The organism is Metabacillus sp. KJ11-3 (genome assembly GCF_055808295.1).
Window position 1 is genome coordinate 324,301 of sequence record NZ_CM147865.1, and the last position, 21,597, is coordinate 345,897.

The window sequence follows — 21,597 nt, forward strand, 5'->3', positions numbered from 1 at the left end:
AGGACATTCTCCAAAAACTTCTATTCACCTCGGAAGATCCTCCTTGTATAGTTTTCGCATCTTATCAAGTAACTCCATATGAATCATGGAGTCTTCTATTTTACCTATTTCCACTATTAAGTTTTCTATTAAAAAAAGCGGTGCAATCATAGAGTGGAATTCATCTTTTTCTCCACGTTCTGCATACAAAAACACATCAACAGGATAGGGAGTATCGAGCATGAATTCATCACTTATTACAATCGTGCTACACCTTGTATCTTTTGCATGTTTTAAAAGAACCTCGGCTTCTTTTAATAATCGGCTAAAGCTGAATAGTAATACTGCACTTTGATTATTAATGTGAATAAGTTCCTCCAATATCTCGCTTCCCATCCATTTGATCAATTTTACATCTATTCCGTAGCGTCTAAGCCGATAGGTTAAAAGCTCTCCAAGACTGAGAGAAGGGCCGGGAGCATAGATAAACAGACATTTTACTTTACGAATGATGTTGATTGCTTTTTCAAACTGATCTCTATGAAAATGGTTCAATGTTGATTGAAGATGATGAATACTGCGATTTAAATGATGACGTTGAACGTCTGTATACTCCAAGTCAATCACGGTTTTTAATATCTTTTTTGCCGGAGTTATGTCACGCTTTTCCTTTAATTTTTGTTTATAATCTTTTAAATTCTCATATCCGATGGTTTTCCACAAACGTGATACAGATGCAACACTTACTCCAACTGCTTGTGCAATATCTTTTTCAGTTGCGATCATCACAGTGGATTCATTATGGAGTATCCAACGTCCTATTTTTAGTTGACTTAGTGAAAGGGCATGTAACTCAAACATTATCATTCTCCTTTTTCTATTATGCTAGCATCTTTTGATAAAAAAATATCAAAATGAAAGAAAATGATAATAATTTTACATAAGCTTTACATGAACACTATCACAGGTTTAAATTCCCTTCTTAAAATAAAGAGGAAATAACTTAAGGAGGGAAAACTATGAAAAAACAGTACACATTAACACAGTCTCAAAAAATGATGGTCTTTATCTTATCCATGTCTCTTTACGGCTTATCAAACATGATTACAGAACTTGTCCCATCCGTTTATCTAGGTCCTGTTGAATTTTCTATTGAGTATTTTGCTTTTATTCCTCTAACTCTTTGTATCTTGTTTCATCCATTGTACGCAGCTGTAGGTGCAGCATTAGGTGAAGTGATTTTTGGTGAATTAATGCTCGGTCAATTTGGCGGTTTTGGAGAGCTTGAAAAATTTATTGCCTTTTCTTTGGCAATGTATATTGCGGGGATTATGGTAAGTGATCCGACAAACAAGCGCCAGGTTGGTATTGCGGCGATTTCGGGAGTCATTATTCATCAGTTAATTAGCATGATGGTTGATATAGGGAAGGTTTGGATTGGTGTTGATGACTTTGAAGTGCTTCCGGGACTTGCAGAGAGTGTTGTCATTGTAGAAGGTTTTGCCTTTTTAAATGATGTTTTGTTTTCAGGAATTTTATTTGCTTTATTACCTACCTTGTATCTTGTCCCGCGTTTATACGGAAAGATTGAACCACTGCTCGGTATGAAACCGCGGACTCGTGAGAATGCACACTCCATTCGCGGAATTCTACATCCAAAGCTTGTTATTTTCTCAGTCATTCTTGCGTTTTCTGCATTTGGGTTTGAATTTTTATCTGAAACAGACTTAAATGTCTTTGAATGGGAAGCTTCGTTTGCTGAAGACTCTGAATCAACATTAACATGGATCAGTATTGGAGTAGCAGGGATTGTTGCTGCACTAATTATATATATGACGATTTCCCGTTCCAAAAAAGAAAGGAAAAATGCAGCATGAAACCTGTTATTAGCATTGAAAATGTCACCTTTACATATCCAAGTGAAGAAGAAGCCATATTACGGAATATGGATGTGACGGTAGAACCAGGGGAGTTTTTAGCCATTATCGGAGGAAATGGAAGTGGAAAATCCACATTATGCAAGTTATTGAACGGTTTAATCCCTCATTATTACACAGGGGATTTTGAAGGCAAGGCGACGATCAATGGGTTGGATGTAGCAACAAGTAATGTTGCCGACCTTTCAGCACATGTTGGCTATGTGTATCAGGATTTCGAAAACCAGCTAGTTCAGGCGAGAGTGCTTGAAGATGCGGCGTTTGCTCCACTGAATTTTGGATATGCAGACTATAAGGAACGTGCTCGGGAAGCTCTCCGCTTAGTAGAACTTGAGGATTGTGAGCAGGAGTTTGTGTGGCAACTCAGTGGTGGTCAAAAGCATTTACTTGCACTTGCCGGCTGTCTAGCTCTTAGTCCCGATATTCTAGTTCTTGATGAACCAATTGCACAATTAGATCCGCATCACGCAAAAAAAATGTACGAGATCTTAAAAAAGCTTCATGAAGATTATGGTAAAACGATTATTGTTATCGAACATCATACAGAGTTTATTGCTGACTATTGTTCAACTGTTTTGTTGGTAGACAAAGGGCAAGCTGTATGGAAGAGACCTGTTAAAGAAGCACTTACAGCTGTGGAAGAGTTAATGGAACGCAATATTTATCCTCCGCAGGTAACACAAGCAGCAATTGAACTTGGTGGATCTCCTGTTCTGCCAATTACATTGGCAGAAGCTGAAAAGTATTTTACAAATAAATTAGTTTCTAATCATACTACATGTTCACCATCTATCTCATTAGGACAAAGGGAAGAAGCAGTGTCATTTCATGATGTTGAATTCTCATATAAGACGGTCGATCGATCTTTTCATCATATCTTAAAAAATATTAATGTCACCTTCTATAAAGGGGAAAAAGTAGCTCTTGTTGGGAATAATGGAGCCGGAAAGTCAACATTAATGCGGCTCTTAACGGGATTTCGTAAGCCTTGCTTCTGGAACCGTAAATGTGATGGGGCATTTGACGTCAAAACATTCACCCGAGCAATTAGCGGATATCGTGACATATATATACCAAAATCCTGAACAAATGTTTATTGAGGATTCTGTTCGTAAAGATGTTGAGTTTTTCTTAAAGGCTCGCAGTCGAAAAGGATATAAAGAAAGAGTTGATCATATTCTCGAGCTTTTTAACTTATCGGATTTGCAGAATAAAGACAGCCGTCTCATGAGTGGTGGGCAACAACGGCGTGCTTCGCTTGCGATTGGGGCAGCGATGGATCCAGCTATTATTCTATTAGATGAACCAACGGCAAACCTTGATATTGCAACACGGAAACAGCTTGTTCAATTCATTCATATGTTGGACCATCACACGGAGTTAGTTATGATCGCCACACATGATATGCAATTGGTTAGCGAGTGGGCAACACGTGTTGTTGTCATGCATGATGGACAAGTGATCTATGATGGTGACAAGGAAGGCTTGTTTTCAGATCTGTTTTTAATGAGAAAGGCAGGCATTGTCCCTCCGCAAATTGTTGAACTTAGCCATAGGTTGCAGCTGTCACCTGCTGCTTATTCAATTGATTCATTTGTGGAACAATACCAGGAGGAAACAAGATGGAATATGCAAAAAGCTTGATTGATAAGTTAAGTGTTGAACAAGTGAAAATCGAATTGATGAATACAGCGTATGCTAACGATCAGACATTTATTGCAAAATTGGATCCGCGAATATTATTCATGTGGTACGGATTTTTTGGGATAGCCCCTTGGTTTATTCATAATGAACTTGTTTTATTCGGGCTGTTAACTTTCACGATAATAACAACAATTTTGACAAAAGTAAGCAGGTTAATCCTCTTTATTTTAATTCTGGGGTTACTCGGGCAAGGCGGTTATTTACTCATTGCATCTCTTTTCTTTGGAGGAGATATGGCTGTCCTATTGCCGTTATTAATGTTAACGGTAAAACTGGCTGTCATTTCGCTTGCCAGTATAACAGTATTTTGCTCTATGAGTCCTGAAAAATTAAGTGTGGGCTTATTAAGTATCGGTGTACCAGGTCAAGTTTCTTTTTCGATTTCATATGGTTATCGAATGCTTCCTTTGTTATTAGAAGAATACAACCATGTCTTTATGTCATACAGATTAAGAGGGAAAGCACCTGAGAAAAGAGGTGTTTTCTATTGGAAGACAGCAAGTTACTTCATTAAATTAGCGGTGATGTCCTTCTACCCGTTGCTTTTAAGCACAGCTAAACGAGCAAGAACAACTGTTGAAGCACTTGAAACAAAGGGCAGTAAAAATGCTTTTACTAATCCTGCAGTGAAAAAATTAAAGCTTCAATCTCTGAGCATTGGCCGGAAGGATGTTCTATTTCTCACCACAAGTATTTTTTATATTATCGTTCTCATGGTAGCAGGTAATTTTCACAAATAAAAATGGAGGGGTTTATCAATGAAGATGGACTTTCATACTCATATCAAAATATCAAAAAAATCGAACTTTGATCCGGCATACTTTCGGGAAATGACAAGGGAGGCAAAAGAAGCCGGTCTTGATGCAATTGCCTTAACAGAGCATTTTAATACGTTGAATTTTCTTGATGTATATGACTTTTTAGACGCTCACTATCCCTATACAAATGATTACTATGATGTAGGTGGTTTGAAGATTTTCCCTGGAATTGAAGTCGATGTAAAGGAAGTTGGCCACATTTTGTTAATCAGTCGCCGTGAATCCATTTTAGCCATCTATCATGAATTAAAATATCATCTGGACGAAGAGAATTTTATCCCTTTTTCAGACCTAATGGACCTTGCAGAATCCTTTGAAACAATTAAAATAGGCGGACATCCATTCCGACCAAGTACACCGCTTACCCAGCACAAGCCATTTCAGCTGAAACGATTGGATGCCCTAGATTTAAACGGTAAAGATCTTCATTCAATCGGAATTGAAGAAAATCAAAAATATGTTTATGGATTCGCTGAAGAACTGGAGTTGCCAATAGTAGGAGGAAGTGATACTCACCAATTCCTTCAATACGGCTCGATCGTAAATGAATTCAATGGTCACTACAATACAATAAATGAAGTGAAAAGGGCAATTAAAGACAATGCTTTCACAATTTATATCTCACCTGATTTACACTTACGTGTACGATCTGCCTCACTAACAAAAAAGTTAATAAAGCAGCTTATGGCGGTTTAACAGGACAGTAATTTGTCCTGTTTTTTATTGGGTCAAGGTACCTGTCCCCCTGTACCACGAAAATGTTAGATGAAATTTTAGATATTCTATTTAAGTGCTTACAATTTATGCCGATAGTAATATAGTAGGATTATTTATAGTGTATGGGGGCAGTTTTATGAAACTTTTTAGGAATTTAAAGCTAGGTTGGAAGTATAGTCTAGCACTTGTTTTTTCTTTTATTCTCTTTATTGTTTCTTCGTTTATTATTTTTAGCGAAATGCAAAATGTCCAAGATCAGTTGTCAGCGCTTGAGAGAAGAGGAGATCGAGCGATTAAGACAACAGAAATGATGGCTATATTTAGAGAGAAAAATATTATGATAGCGGATTATATTAATTCACCGGAAGAAAAGTTTGTAACGGCTTTTGAAGAAAAGCGTAAAGAGTTCAATGCTCTTCAGGAAGAACTCATCTCTTCTATCAATACAAAGGATGAGGAAAAATTATTTACCTATATCCAAAATACTGATAGTAAAATGAATGACGTATTTTTAGAGGAAATTGTGAAAGATGTGGCTGCTGGGAATACGGAGAATATTAATACGAATCGAGTTTTCACTCAGTCATTAAGTAATGAAGCGGTAAGATACCTAGGGGAATTACGCGAGTTGATTAATAATTCTCGCGAAGATGCACTTAAGGAAACAAAGGATAGTATCACCAGATCTATATTTGTTTTATTTATTTCTATTGGTATTGCCATAATCTTGGGAGTTACAATTGCCATTGTGATCAATCGAATGATTCAAAAGTCGTTAAACAATGTTATTCATATGGCGAATGAAATATCCAATGGTAATTTATCTGTTGAAGCTAGTAACTATGACAGTAAAGATGAGCTTGGAAAGCTTAGTTTTGCTATGAATACCATGCTTCAGAATTTACGTGACATGATGAAACGGATTACTAATGTTTCTGAAACAGTGTCTATGCAAAGTGAAGAATTGATGCAGTCATCTAATGAAGTAAAAGAAAGTGGTATTCATGTTGCAGCTACTATGCAGGAACTATCACTTGGGTCCGAGTCACAAGCGAATGCTTCTTCTGAGCTTGCTGAAACAATGAGTACATTTGGTGAAAAAATAAAAGAGTCCAACTCATTTGGTGAAACGATTGTATTTTCAGCAGTGTCTGTTCAATCCTTAACAGAAGAAGGGCAACAGTTAATGAATTCGTCAATTGAACAGATGAAGAAAATCAATAACATTGTAAAAGGTTCTGTTGAAAAAGTGAAAAACTTAGATCAGCAATCAAAGGAAATTTCAAAGCTTGTCGGGGTTATTCAATCAATAGCTGAGCAAACGAACCTCCTTGCATTAAACGCTGCAATCGAAGCGGCAAGAGCAGGTGAGCATGGAAAGGGTTTTGCTGTTGTAGCAAGTGAAGTCCGTAAGTTAGCGGAACAAGTATCTCTTTCCATCACAGATATTACCGGAATCGTTCACAACATTCAATTGGAATCGGAAAATGTTGTGACATCACTTGAAGAGGGATATAGTGAAGTGGAAAAAGGGACTGAGGATATTCAAACAACAGGAAAAACGTTTGATGAAATGCACCACGCGATTTCAGAGGTTGTTGATAAAATTCAAGGAGTAGCGATAAGATTAGTTGAAATCGACCAGGACTGTGGAAAAATGAGTAATTCAATCGAAGACATTGCGTCGATTTCTGAAGAATCTGCTGCAGGAATTGAACAAACAGCAGCATCCATACAACAGACAAGCACCTCAATGGAAGAAATTGCCGGAAGCGCAAACCAACTAGCAACACTTTCCGAAGAACTAAACGGATTATTAAAAACATTTTCATCTTAATGGTACAGGTCCCTTGTCCCGTTTACGGTACAAGGGACCTACACTCCACCTCTATACTCCTTCGGTGTACACCCCTTCTGTCTTTTAAACAACCGAATAAAGTAACTTTGGTTCTGAAACCCCACGTCCATTGCAATATCCAGCATTTTTCGTTCCGATTTTAGTAGTAATATACATGCTTTATTAATTCGAATGGTGTTAATGTACTCCATCGGTGTCATCCGGACAAGTGATCTGAAAAATCGACTAAAATGACCTTCACTCATTTGAACCTGTGAAGCAAGATCCAGCACGGATAGTTTTTCCTTGTAATGTCCATCAATATATTGAAGAACTTTTTTTAATAGCTCTGTTTTTGTTAAGTCCTTTTGTGTTACTTCCTCATTATGAATCCAAGATTGTTTCTTGAAAATATCTGCAAATAAAAGAAAAAGATATCCCTTTACCTTGAGTTCATAGCTTGTTTCCTTTGTAGAATAAGCCTCAATGATGCTGGCAATGGTCTTTAACATCATTCGTTCTTCTGATGTTTGTGGTGTAAGTTTCATAGAGTGAATAAAAGAAAATTTCTTAATAGCCTCTAAATAATGACTTTCTATTAAATCATACCCAAAGCTTCGTAACAAATCGATCGAAAAAACGACAGCATGGAGCTTAAAAGGCTTGTCACCACAAGGGTAGGCACCGTGTAATTGTTCGCCTGGAATAAAGCAACCGGTTCCTTCTTCTAATCGATATTGTTTTGTCCCCACTTGTACATTGATCGGTCCTTTTTCCACATAAATAAACTCCAACTCAGGATGCCAATGCATGTTAAAGATCACTTGTCCATCGAGATAATCCACCATGTAAATACGAAAAGGAAACATAGAATCTCCATGTACACGATCCTCAAGCAGATTATGCTTGTTCATACTATCATCTCCTCTATATATCAGAATTGTACAATTAATTGTTGAAATTGTGCAAGAATTGCTGCATTTTTATCACTATAATTTCAATTGTAAGATAAAAAATAAATATAACAGCAAATGAATGTATAGATAAGGAGTGTTTTTATGAAATTTACTGATGGCTTTTGGCTGACAAAAGAAGGCTATGATATTCAACATCCAAGAAATGTTCGTGATGTTGTGATAAATGAAAATACGGTGACACTTTACGCACCATGTAAAGATATTCAACATAGAGGAGACACATTAAATTTACCATCTTTAACGATTCAGTTGTCATCTCCAATGAAAAATGTCATTAAAGTCAAGGCTTGGCATCATAAAGGTACAAGAACGAAAACACCGGAATTTGACTTTAAAAATGAGCTCCTTCCGTTAGAGTGTGAGCAAAATGAAGAACAAACAATTTTAAATAGCGGGAATGTAAGCGTAAACATTCAGCATAAGCCTTTTAACATTACATTTACTCAAGGTAATCAAGTACTAACCTCAATTGATTCAAAAGGAGTTGCATGGATTAAAGGCCCTGAGAAAGAAAGTTATATGCGAGGTCAGTTAAACATCGGTGTTGGTGAATACCTATACGGTCTTGGTGAGCGTTTCACTCCATATGTTAAAAACGGACAAATTGTTGATACTTGGAATGAAGATGGTGGAACTAGTTCGGAGCAATCTTATAAAAACATTCCATTTTTCTTAAGTAACAAGGGCTATGGTGTATTAGTAAACCATCCCGAAAACGTGAGTTTTGAAATTGCTTCAGAAGCTGTTTCAAAAACACAGTTCAGTGTTGAGGGTGAATGCATTGAGTATTTCCTAATTGGTGGAGATACACCTAAAGAAGTATTAGCGAACTATACGGAGTTAACGGGTAAACCGGCACTTCCGCCAGCATGGTCATATGGGTTATGGCTGACCACCTCTTTTACAACTGACTATAACGAGGAAACAGTTACTCATTTTGTCGATGGAATGGCAGAGCGTAACATCCCATTAAGTGTGTTCCACTTTGATTGCTTTTGGATGAAAGAATTTGAATGGTGTAATTTTGAATGGGATAAAGATGCTTTCCCTGAGCCAGAGGCAATGTTAAAGAGATTAAAAGATAAAGGCTTAAAAATTTGTGTGTGGATTAATCCTTATATTGCTGAAAAGTCTAAGCTTTTTGATGAAGCAGTAGAAAACGGATACCTGTTGAAAAAGCCTAACGGTGATGTATGGCAATGGGATTTATGGCAGGCTGGAATGGGAGTTGTTGACTTTACAAACCCGGCAGCAAGTGAGTGGTATTGCTTGAAATTAAAAGGATTGCTTGATATGGGTGTGGATAGCTTTAAGACTGATTTTGGTGAAAGAATTCCAACTGATGTTGTTTATTTTGATGGTTCTGATCCACAGCGTATGCATAACTATTATGCTTATCTCTATAATAAAGTAGTTTTTGACTTACTTGAGGAAGAAAAAGGAAAACAGGAAGCTGTTGTTTTCGCTAGATCAGCTGCTGTAGGTAGTCAGCAATTTCCAGTCCATTGGGGCGGGGATTGTAATGCCACATATGAATCAATGGCAGAAAGCTTACGCGGAGGCCTTTCACTATCATTATCAGGCTTTGGTTATTGGAGTCATGATATCGGTGGATTTGAAAATACAGCAAGTCCTGATCTCTTTAAACGTTGGCTTGCTTTTGGTCTATTGTCCAGCCACAGCCGTCTTCACGGTAGTTCATCATACCGTGTTCCATGGCTGTTTGACGAAGAAGCGGTAGACGTAACAAAGCATTTCTCTAAATTGAAAAACCGTTTAATGCCGTATTTGTATAGTGCATCTGTTGAAAATCATCATACAGGTGTCCCGGTTATGAGACCGATGCTACTGGAATTTGCTGAAGATCCAAATACACATGTGCTTGATCGTCAGTATATGCTCGGAAACAGCCTGTTGGTTGCACCTATTATGAACGAAGAAGGAGTAGGCTCTTACTACCTTCCACAAGGTAAATGGACTCACTATTTAACAAAAGAAGTTGTTGAAGGCGGAACTTGGAGAACAGAAAACTATGATTATCTAAGTCTTCCATTATTTATAAAAGAAAATAGCATTTTAGCGGTCGGTCATGATGACGACCGTCCGGATTATGAGTTTGCTAATAATGTTACATTTGAACTTTATCAGTTACAGGATAATCAACAAGCAACAGCTTTTGTCACAGATATAAATGGAAACATTAAAGGAGAAATTAAAGCGGTTAAACAAAATAACAGCATTCATATTGAAACATCCATGGAAGGTTTAACGTACTCTATTCTTCTTGCAGGATATGAAAGCATTACGTCTGTTTCAGCAGGTGAAGTTGATTCAAGCAGAGATGGAGTTAGGGTAAATCTTAATGGATCACAGAAGTTAGATATAACTTTGTAAGTTGTCAAAGAGTGTGACTATCACACTCTTCCATATCATAAGAGGGGGTATTACACTATGAAAAAGAACATGATCAAAGGTTTAGGTACAGCTCTTTTAGTAGGTGGATTGTTGGCAGGTTGTTCTTCAGGAGGCAGTGGTGGTGATGCCGGTACTGTTGTTGACGTTTTTAATATAAAAGTAGAAACAAAAGATCAGTTGGAAGCAATGATTGAGAAATATGAAAGTGAACATGAAGATGTGGATATTCGCTTAACAACTGTTGGCGGCGGACAAGACGCAGCTTCAGCTTTACAAGCAAAGTTTTCATCAAATGAAGATCCGGCCATCTTTTTATTAGGCGGTTTATCTGATGTTGAAAAATATCAAAACTATTTATTAGATGTTTCTGAAATGGAATCAGCAAAAACAGCTATTGAGGGAACATTACAAGGCTCAACTGTTGATGGGACGCCTTATGGAATTCCATTAAATATTGAAGGCTTCGGCTGGATGATCAATAAAGAAATTTTTGAAGCTGCCGGAGTAGATCCTGCATCGATTGCAAGCTATGATGATTTTGCGAAGGCAGTTGAAACAATCGATAGTAAAAAAGAAGAGCTTGGACTGGAAGCTGTGTTTGGATACAGCGGGAAAGAAGATTGGGTAACGAGTCAATTTTCTAATCACTTTACAGCACCTGAATTTGATAATGATCTACAAGTTGCATACGAAGCTACTGAGCTTACATTTAAATATGGAGATCGAATGAAAGAGTATACAGATTTACTAAACAAATATAATGTACAGCCAATTTTGTCATTAGATTATAGTACATCTGTTGAAGAACTTTTCACAAACAATAAAGTAGCGATCATCCACCAAGGAAACTGGATTGTACCATCACTTGACGGCATTGACACTGAATTTTCCAAAGAAAAATTAGGTATTTTACCACTATTTGTTGATAGTGACACCGACGGTTACATCAGTGCGGGTCCATCATGGTTCTGGGGAATTAATAAAGAGCATGATGAGAAAGTCGTTGAGGCATCTAAGGACTTTATTGATTGGATGTATACATCTGATTATGGAAAACAACAAATTGTTGAAGAATTTAAATATATTCCAGCACATGAAGGATATGAGATTGACAGTATAACAGATCCAGTCTCAAAAGAAGTCTATCAAATGCTGTTAGACGGAAAATCAAGAGTATGGGCTCATAATCAATATCCGAGCGGATTCTCTCAGACATCATTCTTTCCGGAGTACCAAAAATATTTAAATGGGGATATTTCTTGGGAAGATCTTGAAAAAACAGCTAGTGAGAAATTTACGGAAATGCGTTAATTTTTGGATCTGAATGGAATGGGGAATGATGATTCCTTATTCCATTCGCTATTTTATATAAAGGGTGTGAGCATAATGAAAATGAAAAACCTCACCTACTGGCTATTTCTGGCTCCATGTATAGCTGCGTTAGCTATTGTTTTAATAATTCCCTTTTTCCAAGGTGTCTACTATTCCTTTACAGAATACAACGGGTTTCAAGTAAAAGAATTCGTAGGTTTTGAGAATTACATCAATCTCTTTAAAGATGATCAATTTTTATATAGTCTTATCTTTACAGGAGGATTTTCGATTGCCTCTATTATTGGAATTAATGTTATTGGCTTGCTTTTAGCATTGTTTGTTACACAAAAAATGGGGAAATTTAATACAGTTTTCCGAACAGTGTTTTTTATGCCGAACTTAATTGGCGGGATTATTTTAGGGTTTATTTGGCAGTTTATTTTCCTAAAAGCTTTTGAAGGAGTAGCAGAGCTTACAGGCTTGGAATTTTTTAAAGGCTGGTTATCGGATACAGAAACAGGATTTTGGGGATTGGTCATTCTATTTATCTGGCAAATGAGCGGTTATATTATGATTATCTATATTTCGTTTTTAAATAATATCCCGGATGAATTAATTGAAGCGTCTACAATTGATGGTGCTAATGTATGGCAACGTTTTTGGAGAATTAAATTCCCATTACTAGCCCCGGCATTTACGGTTAGTTTATTTCTATCACTATCTAACGCATTTAAAGTATATGATCAAAATATGGCGTTAACAGCAGGAGGACCATTCAGCTCCACTCAGATGGCCACGATGAATATATATGATACTGCATTTAAGGTTCAAGAAATGGGGTATGCACAAGCAAAAGCGATTATTTTCCTGCTTATTATAACGGCAATTTCAGTGATCCAACTATACATGACTAGAAAGAGGGAGACTGACTTATGATTGCACAAAATAAAGCAAAAACGTACGGATTTATTTTGCTTGGACTATTACTTTCAATCATTTGGTTTTACCCGTTCTATCTAGTGATAGTCAATTCGTTTAAGACAAAAGCTGAGATTTTTGTTAATACCCTTTCTTTTCCTTCAGAGGGGACCTTGGCCAACTACCCTGAAGCCTTTACTGCTTTAGATTTTATTCAAAGCTTTATAAACTCAGTCATCATTACAGTGGTAAGTATTTTTCTTATTTGCATATGTACCTCAATGGCTGCTTATGCCCTGTCACGTAGACAGGGAAAAACAAGCTCAATCATTTATTTTATCTTTGCAATATGTATGCTAATTCCATTCCAATCAATCATGATTCCGTTAGTTTCGATTTTTGGCTCATTCGATATGTTAAATCGAGCAGGATTGATGATCATGTATTTAGGGTTAGGGTCAAGCTTAGCTGTTTTCTTATACTTTGGTGCTTTAAGGGGTATACCGAAAGCGCTAGATGAAGCAGCTATTATTGATGGGTGTAATCGATTCCAGGTTTACCGGTATATTATTTTGCCAATGTTAAAACCAACGACTGTCACAGTTATTGTGTTAAATGCAATTTGGTTCTGGAATGACTATTTGCTTCCATCACTTGTAATAAATAAGGAAGGATTATATACAATTCCGTTAAAAATGTTCTACTTCTTTGGAGAATATTCGAAACAATGGCATTTGGCTTTAGCTGCATTAGTTATCGGTATTATTCCAATAATAGTTGTATATATGTTTCTGCAGAAATATATTATTAAAGGAATTTCTGATGGAGCAGTCAAGTAGGGACGAGGGTGAAACCTCGTTCTTTTTCATTATTTGGGACAGGGAACCTGTCCCTCTGTACCAAAAAAATCATCTTTTTGTAGGAAAACACTTGAGTTGTTAGACATCATACCTTTATAATGTGTATGTGGGACTTAATGAAAGGGCTTTCAATTACATATAGTTGTTCGACGTCCAACAAGTCATTAATGATAATAGAAAATTTTTTTATTATTTCATATGTTTCTGCAAACAATATAAAAAGTTACAAATTTTTGAGGTGATAAACATGAATTTATTATGGGGAATTTTTGGGATTGTTGTTGTTTTAGGAATTGCATTTCTACTATCAAGCCAAAAGAAGGCAATCAATTATCGTACGATTTTTGGAGGTTTAGCGATACAGATTTTATTCGCATTCATTGTTTTAAAATGGGAAGCAGGGAGAACGGCTTTAGAGTGGTTAACGATGAGGGTTCAAGATATTATCAATTATGCAAGTGAAGGACTTACGTTTGTATTTGGTCCCTTAGCAAATGCGGAATCCTCATTAGGATTTATCTTTGCGTTTCAAGTTTTGAGTATTATTATCTTCTTTTCTTCTTTAATCTCAGTTTTATATTATTTAGGAATCATGCAGTGGTTTATTAAAATAATTGGTGGAGGATTATCAAAGCTGTTAGGAACGAGTAAAGCTGAGTCTATGTCTGCAGCTGCAAATATTTTTGTAGGACAAACTGAGGCACCTCTTGTGATTCGTCCATTTTTAGATAAAATGACAAAATCAGAGCTATTTGCAGTTATGACTGGCGGATTGGCTTCAGTAGCTGGTTCTGTGCTTGTCGGTTACGCTTTATTGGGAGTTCCACTCGAATATTTATTAGCAGCTAGTTTTATGGCAGCTCCGGCAGGATTGGTCCTGGCTAAACTAATGATTCCAGAAACAGAACAACCGGAAACGGCAAAATCATTGGAAATGGAAAAAGATAAAGAAGCTGTAAATGTTATAGACGCCGCTGCGCGTGGTGCTGGAGATGGATTAACACTTGCATTAAATGTAGGTGCAATGTTAATTGCATTTATTGCTTTAATTGCATTAATCAACGGAATATTAGGTGGAATCGGTGGTATCTTTGGGTATGATGCTCTATCACTTGAATCAATTTTAGGGTTTGTATTCTCACCTATAGCATTTGCGATCGGTGTTCCATGGTCTGAAGCTGTGACGGCAGGAAGCTTTATCGGCCAAAAGTTAGTGTTAAATGAATTTGTTGCCTACTCTTCTTTTGCACCACAGATCGAACAACTAACACCTAAAACAGTTATGGTTGTCAGCTTTGCCCTTTGTGGTTTTGCCAATTTAAGTTCAATGGCCATTCTTTTAGGCGGGTTAGGCGGACTTGCTCCAAGTCGTCGTCCTGATATTGCAAAACTCGGTCTTCGTGCAGTTGCAGCAGGGATGTTAGCTTCCTTATTAAGTGCAGCAATTGCTGGCATCTTTATTTAAGTAGTTTCTATTTAAAGTGAAGAGGAGAACAAATGAAAACAATTTTAATTACAGGTGCTGGAACCGGACTGGGAAAAGAACTCGCACTTGCATATGCAAAAAGAGGAGACCGAATCATTTTAGTTGGAAGAACAAAGGAATCTTTAAATAAAGTAAAAGAATTGATTAAAATGACGAAAGGTTCTTCTCTCGTCGCTATGTGTGATATTAGCGATGGACAAGCAGTTAAAAAGTTGATAGAACACCTTGTAAGAATAGAGAAGATAGATATGCTTATTAATAATGCAGGAATCGGTTATTTTGGAAACCTGCAGGATCTTTCTGTAGAAGAAATAAGTCAGATGATCGATACAAATATAAAAGGAACGATTTTCATGACAAAAGAAGTTCTACCTATATTTTTGGAACATCAATCAGGAAAGATTATGAATATCATCTCTACGGCAGGTTTGCGCGGGAAAGTTAGAGAAACTGCTTATGTAGCAAGCAAATTTGCAGTGAGAGGTTTTACTGAAAGTCTGATAAAAGAACTTGAACATACCTCCATAAAGGTATCTGCTGTATACATGGGCGGTATGAATACACCTTTCTGGGAAGGCAGTGACTTTATAAAAGATCCCTACAGATTAAAGTCAGCAAAACAAGTTGCGATAGAAATAGTTGAACGGGAAGATGAAGAACAAATGATAATAAGTTAATATGGACAGATATAGAATGAAGTCACCTTAAAAAGGTGGCTTTTTGTATCTAAAAAAATATTGACCCTGTCGTGCACTACATAGTTTATGATCGTTTTGGGAGGACAAGATGTATAAAATAAGTGAATTTGCTAAGCTCACTGGTTTAAGCAAAGAAACTCTCAGGTATTACGCAGAAGTAAAATTGATTGAACCAGCATACATAGACCCGAAAAATAACTATCGATACTATGACGATGGTAGTTATTTCCTTGCTATACTGTTAGTAAAATTACGAAGCTTAGGCTTTACGATTCAAGAAATGATCTCAGTCATGGAAGATGAATCGTTTCAAAATCTGGATTTATTACTACGCCAAAAACGAAAAAAAATTATGCTCGAAATAGAAGAGCTGCAACTCCAAATGAAAGCGATCGATGAGTTTTTGTTATCAGGTGAGGAGGAAAGTAAATGATTCAATGGAAAGAAAAAATCGTTATCAATAAAAATATAGAACATGTATGGAGTTTGTTTTTAGATAAAAATATTAAAAAAATCATGCCCAAAGTAGAAGAGCATACACTAATTGAAAAAAAGGAACATGAAGTAGGTGCGAAGCACCAGCAAAAATACCGTGAAGGAAAAAGAGTTGAAACGTATATTGTTGAAACATTAGCTTATGAAGATAGAGAAGACAAGAAGAAGAAACAGATACGGTTTTTGCTAGGCAAAGCATTCGAAATATCTTTAACTTTCAATCTTTTAAAAATAGATGAAGAAACAACTAAATTTATATATGCAGGACATAATAAAGGTGTGAACTTCATTGGAAGAGCTATGATGAAATTAAGCAGTCAAAAAGGTAATGATGATGTAGTAAAAGAGTTTTTACAAAGAGTTCAAACAGAAGCGATGAAAGGGTCATAATACAGAGTAATTTTTTGTTAAATACCAGTTGACAGGTAGGAATTGTAGGGATTATAATCAGATTAATCAAAAATAAAATAAAAAGCCGATCGGACGACCGAAGGCATAACCCATATTCTTATAGAGGGTTATGCCTTTTTTATTTTAAAAAGGAAAGGAAGTTTATAATGAAAAAGTTACTTATTTTTGCTTTTATCGGTCTACTTGCGCAATTAATAGATGGAGCATTAGGCATGGCGTATGGTGTGACATCCACTACACTTTTACTAACCTTTGGAATAGCACCTGCAGTTGCCTCAGCATCTGTTCACTTGGCAGAGGTAGTCACAACTGCTGCATCTGGAGCATCACATATAAAATTTGGGAATGTGGATAAACAAGCGGTTTTTCGTTTAATTATTCCAGGATCAATAGGTGCTTTTTTAGGTGCTACATTCCTTAGTAATCTACCTGGAGATTTAGTCAAACCCTATATATCGCTCTTTTTATTACTTTTAGGTATCTATGTTCTTACAAGATTTTTATTTAAATTTCGTACATCCGAGGAGAAGAAAGGCATTGAATTGACTCGTAAGCAATCAATTCCTTTAGGATTAATTGCCGGCTTTGCTGATGCGACAGGAGGCGGTGGCTGGGGACCTATCGCTACACCAGTGTTGTTATCTCGAAAAGGAATGAGTGCGCGAAAAGTAGTAGGTACGGTTGATACGAGTGAGTTTGCTATTGCGGTTTCTGCTACTATAGGGTTTCTCATTTCATTGGGGTGGGAAGAGGTAAATTGGTTGTGGGTTGGAGCATTAATGATAGGCGGAATTATTGCAGCTCCAATAGCAGCATGGTTAGTTCAAAAAGTTCCTGCACAGTTGATGGGAGTGCTTGTTGGTGGATTCATCATCTTAGTGAATGCCAGAACAATTGTACACACGTGGATAGAGAATGATGTTATCTATCCATATATTTATATTGGAATTGCCCTAATTTGGATAGTCGCTATTTCCCATACGATCTCTAAACTAGGAGCATACAAAAATTTGAATAAAGCAGAAGAAAAATCATTAGCTGACTAGAAAACTAGAGGCTCTCGAAACTAAGGAATATTTCACTTAGACGGGGGCCTTTTTGCTGATCGGAAACCCGAAGGCAAACTCGTCCATATCAATAAAAAAGGTAAGGAGAAATTGACATGACAAACGTTTCTATAATTGTTGGGGCACCAAATGAATATTCACGTTTAAACGGTATTTTAGATTATGTAACAAGTGTGTTAAAGGAAAAAGGAATCTATTTTGAAACAATTAATGTGCATCATCTACCATCAGAAGATTTAATTAAAGCTAATTTTGATAGTGGGGCCATTATCAAAGCAAATGAGGTGATAAAAAAATCTACAGGTGTAATTATATTAAGCCCGGTATACAAAGCATCTTATTCAGGGATATTGAAAACATATCTTGACCTTTTACCACAAAAGGGTTTGAAAGATAAGGTAATTCTGCCACTAATTTTAGGTGGGTCATTTGGACATTTGCTAACTATACAGTATGCATTAAATCCAGTTCTTTCAGTCTTGGGGGCAACTACTATATCGAATGGTGTATATACTATCGATCAGCACATAGAACGAACAGGGGAGAATAAATTTATAATCAATGAAGACGCTCAGCAAAGATTAAATCAAGGTATTGAAGCGTTTCTTAGGCTTATCTAAATCTACGTCTTTTTAAAAATGTAAGGAGGTTTAGTTGAATGACAAAGCTTCGAGAGGCAGTAGATATGAGAAAAGAAAAACTAATAGTACAGTTAATAGCGTTAGGAATATATAAGAAGGAAGAACATCACCTCTATGAATTGACTCTATCAGAAATTGAACATGAATATATGAAGGAAACAAAATAGAGTCGTTTGGATAATCAATATAAAAATAAATACTATGTGACCAGAAAACTGGAGCAGCCTTTCAACAGATAAGAAGGCTGCTCTTTTCTGTAAAAAAGGGAGATGATTATAATGACACTTCAAAAACGTCAAATGAATTTAGGAGCATTTTTTATGATACCGGGTCATCATGTTGCAGCTTGGAGACATCCTGAGAGTCAAACAGATGATGTTTTATCTTTTGACCTATATCGGAAACTGGCTCAAACAGCAGAACGTGGGAAATTTGATATGATTTTTTTTGCTGATGGATATGCTGTTCATGATCGGGATGGTGTTGGTATTGAGCAATCGGTCAATGTTCGTCCTGATCCTTTAACGTTACTTTCTGCTTTATCTGTTGTGACAAACCATATAGGACTAACTGCAACAGCTTCCACTACCTATAATGAACCATTTCATTTAGCAAGAAAATTTGCAACGATAGATCATCTAAGTCGAGGTCGAGCAGCTTGGAATGTTGTGACATCCTCAAGTGAAGCAGAAGCATTAAATTTTAGTAAAGATCATCATCTTGAGCATAGTGTAAGGTATGAACGGGCAGAAGAGTTTGTAGAGGTAGTGAAGAAGCTGTGGGATAGCTGGGAAGATAATGCATTGTTAATAGACAGAGAGTCTGCAAGATTTGCTGATCCTGCTCAAGTACATCAATTGAATCATAAGGGGAAATGGTTTTCTGTAAAGGGACCGTTGAACATTTCAAGACCAGTGCAAGGTCATCCAGTTATTATCCAAGCAGGATCATCGGAATCAGGAAAAGAATTGGCTGCAAAGACAGCTGAGGTCATTTTTACTGCCTGGCAAACGTTAGGTGAAGCTCAGAATTTTTATCGGGATGTAAAGGGGAGACTCAAAAAGTATGGAAGGTCAGCAGAATCGCTAAAAATCATGCCAGGTGTTTTTCCGGTCATTGGAAGAACCGAGAAGGAAGCAAATGAAAAGAAACAGCATCTTGTTGAATTGATACCTCAAAAAGTGGGCGTAGGATTATTGTCAGCGCTGATAAGCTATGATTTATCAAATTACCCTGTAGATGAGCCTCTTCCGGATTTACCGGATATTAAAGATATCAATGGAGCTAAAACAAGATTTCAGCTTGTAAAAGATTTGGGTGATAGAGAAAACCTAACAATACGTCAACTTTACCAGCGGGTAGCAGGAGCGCGAGGACATAGAGAAATAAAAGGAACCCCTATCCAAATTGCTGATCAGCTGCAGGAGTGGTTTGAACATGGTGCTGCAGATGGATTTAACATTATGCCACCATACTTACCCGGAGGCTTAGATGACTTTGTTGACTTAGTTATTCCGGAATTACAGAACCGCGGGCTTTTTAGAGAAGAGTACACGGGTCTAACTTTACGAGATCATCTTGGGTTACAAAGACCTTCAAATCATTTTAATCAAATAAATGTATAAACAGGAGGTAGATAAAAATGTCATTATTGGAAATAACTCAGCTTACTAAATCCTTTGAAAAAGGAAAAGAGGAATTGATCGTTCTAAAAGACATTACCTTACATGTAAAACAAGGTGAATTCATCACTGTAATAGGACCAAGTGGATGCGGAAAGAGCACCTTACTTAAAGCTATTGCAGGTTTAGATACCGAGTATTCAGGTGAAATAAAGCTGGATGGGGATAAGATTACAGGGGCTGGGATTAACCAGGGATTTATTTTCCAGGAACCGAGATTGTTTCCATGGCTTACGGTGGAGAAGAATATTGCAGGAAATTTACCATTAAAAAAGATGGAAGTAAAAGAGAATGTTAAGAAGTTAATGGAGCTTGTTAGGTTAGAAGGATTTGAAAAAGCATATCCAAAAGAACTGTCGGGAGGAATGGCACAGCGTGTTGCCATCGCAAGAGCTTTACTTAGGAAGCCGAAGGTGCTCCTATTAGATGAACCATTTGGTGCATTAGATGCTTTCACTCGTTCACATATGCAGGAAGCTTTGCTGGAAATATGGAAGGAGGAAAAGACATCAATGATCTTTGTTACACATGACATAGATGAAGCTATATATTTAGGGAACAAAGTTGTCATTATGAGTGCAAGACCAGGTACTATACAAAATGTCATCTCAATCGATCTTCCATTTCCAAGGAGGAAGTCATCAAGAGTTTTCCAAGAGTTCCGTCAACTTGTATTAGGAGAATTTGAAAAGGTGGAAGAGCTTGAGTTAGTAAACAGTGCAGGTATTTAAGGGGGGATAGGAAGTGGCAAATCATTCCACAGTTTCTTTGGGGAAAATACAAACAGTGCATGATAAAAGAGTAAAAAGGAAAAAAGAGTTAGGAAAAGCAAGTGTCATCTTGAAGGGATTTATCTTACCACTAACGATAATCGTTCTTTGGGAGTTAACAGGGATATTCGGACTTATTTCTGATACATTACTTCCAAGACCAACCTTCATATTTATGACATTTCTGGATCTTGTTATGACAGGGGATCTTATTACACATTTTCAAATAAGCTTGTGGAGGGCAATCGGAGGCTTTTTGTTAGGTGGGACATTAGGAGTATTGCTGGGATTAGCGGTTGGGTTTAATCAAAGTATTGAACAAACGGTTGATCCAACTCTACAAATGCTTAGAACAATTCCAACCTTGGCTGTTATCCCTTTGTTTATATTATGGTTTGGATTTGGAGAGGTTTCAAAGATCTTACTCATTGCAAAAGGAGCATTTTTTCCTTTATATGTGAACACGTTTCTGGGAATACGTGGTGTAGATTCTAAACTGTTTTCGGTAGCAAAAGTATTGGAGTTTAGTAGATGGAAGCAAATTACTTTGTTAATTTTACCTGCAGCATTACCGAATATATTATTAGGCTTGAGGTTATCATTAGGTGTTTCCTGGTTGGCTTTAGTAGCAGCGGAATTAATGGGATCAAGTCAAGGTATCGGCTATCTCATTATGGATGCCAGACAGTTTTCTCAAACATCCATTGTTTTTGTGGGAATTATTATTTTTGCTGTATTTGGTAAAGTATCAGATTCATTTGTTCGGATTTTTGAACGCAAGCTTTTAAAATGGCAGGATAATTTTCAGGGATAAGTGGAGTATTTTTGTTGTTTTAAATCCGACTAAGTATATAGGTAAAATAGGAGAGGG

The 21,597-nt window shown here is 36.8% G+C and carries 22 protein-coding genes; 20 read left to right on the forward strand and 2 right to left on the reverse strand.

Annotated elements, in window-relative coordinates; genetic code table 11:
- Positions 1–24: 24 nt before the first annotated feature.
- Positions 25–840 (reverse strand): MurR/RpiR family transcriptional regulator, encoded by an 816-nt coding sequence (locus tag AC0L8O_RS01735; RefSeq protein WP_473446344.1) that lies wholly within the window; start codon positions 838–840, stop codon positions 25–27.
- Between the two features lie 158 nt (positions 841–998).
- On the opposite strand from AC0L8O_RS01735, the gene AC0L8O_RS01740 reads away from it, so the two are divergent.
- The 6 genes from AC0L8O_RS01740 to AC0L8O_RS01765 all read left to right on the forward strand — a co-directional run bounded on the left by AC0L8O_RS01740 (position 999) and on the right by AC0L8O_RS01765 (position 6,992).
- Complete coding sequence (locus AC0L8O_RS01740) at positions 999–1,856, forward strand: DUF8171 family membrane protein (RefSeq protein ID WP_473446345.1); 858 nt, start codon at positions 999–1,001, stop codon at positions 1,854–1,856.
- Positions 1,853–3,001: an ABC transporter ATP-binding protein gene (locus AC0L8O_RS01745; RefSeq protein ID WP_473446346.1), complete on the forward strand. Its 1,149-nt coding sequence runs from the start codon at positions 1,853–1,855 to the stop codon at positions 2,999–3,001. The genes AC0L8O_RS01740 and AC0L8O_RS01745 overlap by 4 nt, the downstream gene beginning before the upstream one ends.
- Complete coding sequence (locus tag AC0L8O_RS01750) at positions 2,937–3,560, forward strand: energy-coupling factor ABC transporter ATP-binding protein (RefSeq protein ID WP_473446347.1); 624 nt, start codon at positions 2,937–2,939, stop codon at positions 3,558–3,560. Before AC0L8O_RS01745 ends, AC0L8O_RS01750 begins: the two co-directional genes overlap by 65 nt.
- Positions 3,539–4,360, forward strand: coding sequence for an energy-coupling factor transporter transmembrane component T family protein (locus AC0L8O_RS01755; RefSeq protein ID WP_473446348.1), 822 nt, complete (start codon positions 3,539–3,541; stop codon positions 4,358–4,360). The genes AC0L8O_RS01750 and AC0L8O_RS01755 overlap by 22 nt, the downstream gene beginning before the upstream one ends.
- Positions 4,361–4,378: 18 nt before the next feature.
- Positions 4,379–5,134: a PHP domain-containing protein gene (locus tag AC0L8O_RS01760; RefSeq protein ID WP_473446349.1), complete on the forward strand. Its 756-nt coding sequence runs from the start codon at positions 4,379–4,381 to the stop codon at positions 5,132–5,134.
- Between the two features lie 157 nt (positions 5,135–5,291).
- On the forward strand, positions 5,292–6,992 hold the full coding sequence (locus AC0L8O_RS01765) for a methyl-accepting chemotaxis protein (protein WP_473446351.1): 1,701 nt from the start codon (positions 5,292–5,294) through the stop codon (positions 6,990–6,992).
- A gap of 38 nt (positions 6,993–7,030) precedes the next feature.
- Here AC0L8O_RS01765 and AC0L8O_RS01770 read toward each other — a convergent pair whose 3' ends face one another.
- Positions 7,031–7,906, reverse strand: coding sequence for an AraC family transcriptional regulator (locus AC0L8O_RS01770; RefSeq protein ID WP_473446353.1), 876 nt, complete (start codon positions 7,904–7,906; stop codon positions 7,031–7,033).
- Between the two features lie 144 nt (positions 7,907–8,050).
- Here AC0L8O_RS01770 and yicI point away from each other — a divergent pair, with 144 nt between their 5' ends.
- From yicI to AC0L8O_RS01840, 14 genes are all read left to right on the forward strand, one after another.
- Positions 8,051–10,363 carry an alpha-xylosidase gene (gene yicI, locus AC0L8O_RS01775; protein ID WP_473446354.1) on the forward strand — a complete coding sequence of 771 codons (2,313 nt, stop codon included), beginning with the start codon at positions 8,051–8,053 and terminating at the stop codon, positions 10,361–10,363.
- Between the two features lie 57 nt (positions 10,364–10,420).
- Positions 10,421–11,695: an ABC transporter substrate-binding protein gene (locus AC0L8O_RS01780; protein WP_473446355.1), complete on the forward strand. Its 1,275-nt coding sequence runs from the start codon at positions 10,421–10,423 to the stop codon at positions 11,693–11,695.
- A 75-nt stretch (positions 11,696–11,770) separates the two neighbouring features.
- The gene (locus AC0L8O_RS01785) at positions 11,771–12,634 is read left to right on the forward strand and encodes a carbohydrate ABC transporter permease (RefSeq protein ID WP_473446356.1); all 864 of its coding nucleotides are present in this window, start codon (positions 11,771–11,773) and stop codon (positions 12,632–12,634) included.
- The gene (locus tag AC0L8O_RS01790) at positions 12,631–13,455 is read left to right on the forward strand and encodes a carbohydrate ABC transporter permease (protein WP_078431417.1); all 825 of its coding nucleotides are present in this window, start codon (positions 12,631–12,633) and stop codon (positions 13,453–13,455) included. Before AC0L8O_RS01785 ends, AC0L8O_RS01790 begins: the two co-directional genes overlap by 4 nt.
- 268 nt (positions 13,456–13,723) lie before the next feature.
- On the forward strand, positions 13,724–14,941 hold the full coding sequence (locus tag AC0L8O_RS01795) for a NupC/NupG family nucleoside CNT transporter (protein ID WP_473446358.1): 1,218 nt from the start codon (positions 13,724–13,726) through the stop codon (positions 14,939–14,941).
- A gap of 32 nt (positions 14,942–14,973) precedes the next feature.
- Complete coding sequence (locus AC0L8O_RS01800) at positions 14,974–15,639, forward strand: SDR family NAD(P)-dependent oxidoreductase (protein WP_473446359.1); 666 nt, start codon at positions 14,974–14,976, stop codon at positions 15,637–15,639.
- A 109-nt stretch (positions 15,640–15,748) separates the two neighbouring features.
- Positions 15,749–16,093 carry a MerR family transcriptional regulator gene (locus tag AC0L8O_RS01805; RefSeq protein ID WP_473446360.1) on the forward strand — a complete coding sequence of 115 codons (345 nt, stop codon included), beginning with the start codon at positions 15,749–15,751 and terminating at the stop codon, positions 16,091–16,093.
- Positions 16,090–16,545, forward strand: a complete 456-nt coding sequence (locus AC0L8O_RS01810) for an SRPBCC family protein (protein WP_473446361.1) — start codon at positions 16,090–16,092, stop codon at positions 16,543–16,545. Before AC0L8O_RS01805 ends, AC0L8O_RS01810 begins: the two co-directional genes overlap by 4 nt.
- Positions 16,546–16,712: 167 nt before the next feature.
- Complete coding sequence (locus tag AC0L8O_RS01815; protein WP_473446362.1) at positions 16,713–17,612, forward strand: sulfite exporter TauE/SafE family protein; 900 nt, start codon at positions 16,713–16,715, stop codon at positions 17,610–17,612.
- A gap of 116 nt (positions 17,613–17,728) precedes the next feature.
- Entirely contained in the window at positions 17,729–18,253 is a 525-nt protein-coding gene (gene ssuE, locus AC0L8O_RS01820) for an NADPH-dependent FMN reductase (RefSeq protein WP_473446363.1), read from the forward strand.
- Between the two features lie 38 nt (positions 18,254–18,291).
- Positions 18,292–18,441, forward strand: coding sequence for a Fur-regulated basic protein FbpA (locus tag AC0L8O_RS01825; protein WP_473446364.1), 150 nt, complete (start codon positions 18,292–18,294; stop codon positions 18,439–18,441).
- Positions 18,442–18,552: 111 nt separating this feature from the next.
- Complete coding sequence (locus AC0L8O_RS01830; RefSeq protein WP_473446365.1) at positions 18,553–19,899, forward strand: LLM class flavin-dependent oxidoreductase; 1,347 nt, start codon at positions 18,553–18,555, stop codon at positions 19,897–19,899.
- Positions 19,900–19,916: 17 nt separating this feature from the next.
- Positions 19,917–20,687: an ABC transporter ATP-binding protein gene (locus AC0L8O_RS01835; protein WP_473446366.1), complete on the forward strand. Its 771-nt coding sequence runs from the start codon at positions 19,917–19,919 to the stop codon at positions 20,685–20,687.
- A 13-nt stretch (positions 20,688–20,700) separates the two neighbouring features.
- Positions 20,701–21,540 carry an ABC transporter permease gene (locus tag AC0L8O_RS01840; protein WP_473446367.1) on the forward strand — a complete coding sequence of 280 codons (840 nt, stop codon included), beginning with the start codon at positions 20,701–20,703 and terminating at the stop codon, positions 21,538–21,540.
- Positions 21,541–21,597 lie beyond the last annotated feature (57 nt).

Coding starts and splice junctions, on each gene's coding strand:
- AC0L8O_RS01795 (WP_473446358.1), top strand. CDS start 13,724: ATGAATTTATTATGGGGAATTTTTGGGATTGTTGTTGTTTTAGGAATT.
- AC0L8O_RS01780 (WP_473446355.1), top strand. CDS start 10,421: ATGAAAAAGAACATGATCAAAGGTTTAGGTACAGCTCTTTTAGTAGGT.
- ssuE (WP_473446363.1), top strand. CDS start 17,729: ATGACAAACGTTTCTATAATTGTTGGGGCACCAAATGAATATTCACGT.
- AC0L8O_RS01800 (WP_473446359.1), top strand. CDS start 14,974: ATGAAAACAATTTTAATTACAGGTGCTGGAACCGGACTGGGAAAAGAA.
- yicI (WP_473446354.1), top strand. CDS start 8,051: ATGAAATTTACTGATGGCTTTTGGCTGACAAAAGAAGGCTATGATATT.
- AC0L8O_RS01835 (WP_473446366.1), top strand. CDS start 19,917: ATGTCATTATTGGAAATAACTCAGCTTACTAAATCCTTTGAAAAAGGA.
- AC0L8O_RS01805 (WP_473446360.1), top strand. CDS start 15,749: ATGTATAAAATAAGTGAATTTGCTAAGCTCACTGGTTTAAGCAAAGAA.
- AC0L8O_RS01735 (WP_473446344.1), bottom strand. CDS start 840: ATGTTTGAGTTACATGCCCTTTCACTAAGTCAACTAAAAATAGGACGT.
- AC0L8O_RS01765 (WP_473446351.1), top strand. CDS start 5,292: ATGAAACTTTTTAGGAATTTAAAGCTAGGTTGGAAGTATAGTCTAGCA.
- AC0L8O_RS01830 (WP_473446365.1), top strand. CDS start 18,553: ATGACACTTCAAAAACGTCAAATGAATTTAGGAGCATTTTTTATGATA.
- AC0L8O_RS01790 (WP_078431417.1), top strand. CDS start 12,631: ATGATTGCACAAAATAAAGCAAAAACGTACGGATTTATTTTGCTTGGA.
- AC0L8O_RS01745 (WP_473446346.1), top strand. CDS start 1,853: ATGAAACCTGTTATTAGCATTGAAAATGTCACCTTTACATATCCAAGT.
- AC0L8O_RS01740 (WP_473446345.1), top strand. CDS start 999: ATGAAAAAACAGTACACATTAACACAGTCTCAAAAAATGATGGTCTTT.
- AC0L8O_RS01760 (WP_473446349.1), top strand. CDS start 4,379: ATGAAGATGGACTTTCATACTCATATCAAAATATCAAAAAAATCGAAC.
- AC0L8O_RS01785 (WP_473446356.1), top strand. CDS start 11,771: ATGAAAATGAAAAACCTCACCTACTGGCTATTTCTGGCTCCATGTATA.
- AC0L8O_RS01825 (WP_473446364.1), top strand. CDS start 18,292: ATGACAAAGCTTCGAGAGGCAGTAGATATGAGAAAAGAAAAACTAATA.
- AC0L8O_RS01810 (WP_473446361.1), top strand. CDS start 16,090: ATGATTCAATGGAAAGAAAAAATCGTTATCAATAAAAATATAGAACAT.
- AC0L8O_RS01755 (WP_473446348.1), top strand. CDS start 3,539: ATGGAATATGCAAAAAGCTTGATTGATAAGTTAAGTGTTGAACAAGTG.
- AC0L8O_RS01770 (WP_473446353.1), bottom strand. CDS start 7,906: ATGAACAAGCATAATCTGCTTGAGGATCGTGTACATGGAGATTCTATG.
- AC0L8O_RS01815 (WP_473446362.1), top strand. CDS start 16,713: ATGAAAAAGTTACTTATTTTTGCTTTTATCGGTCTACTTGCGCAATTA.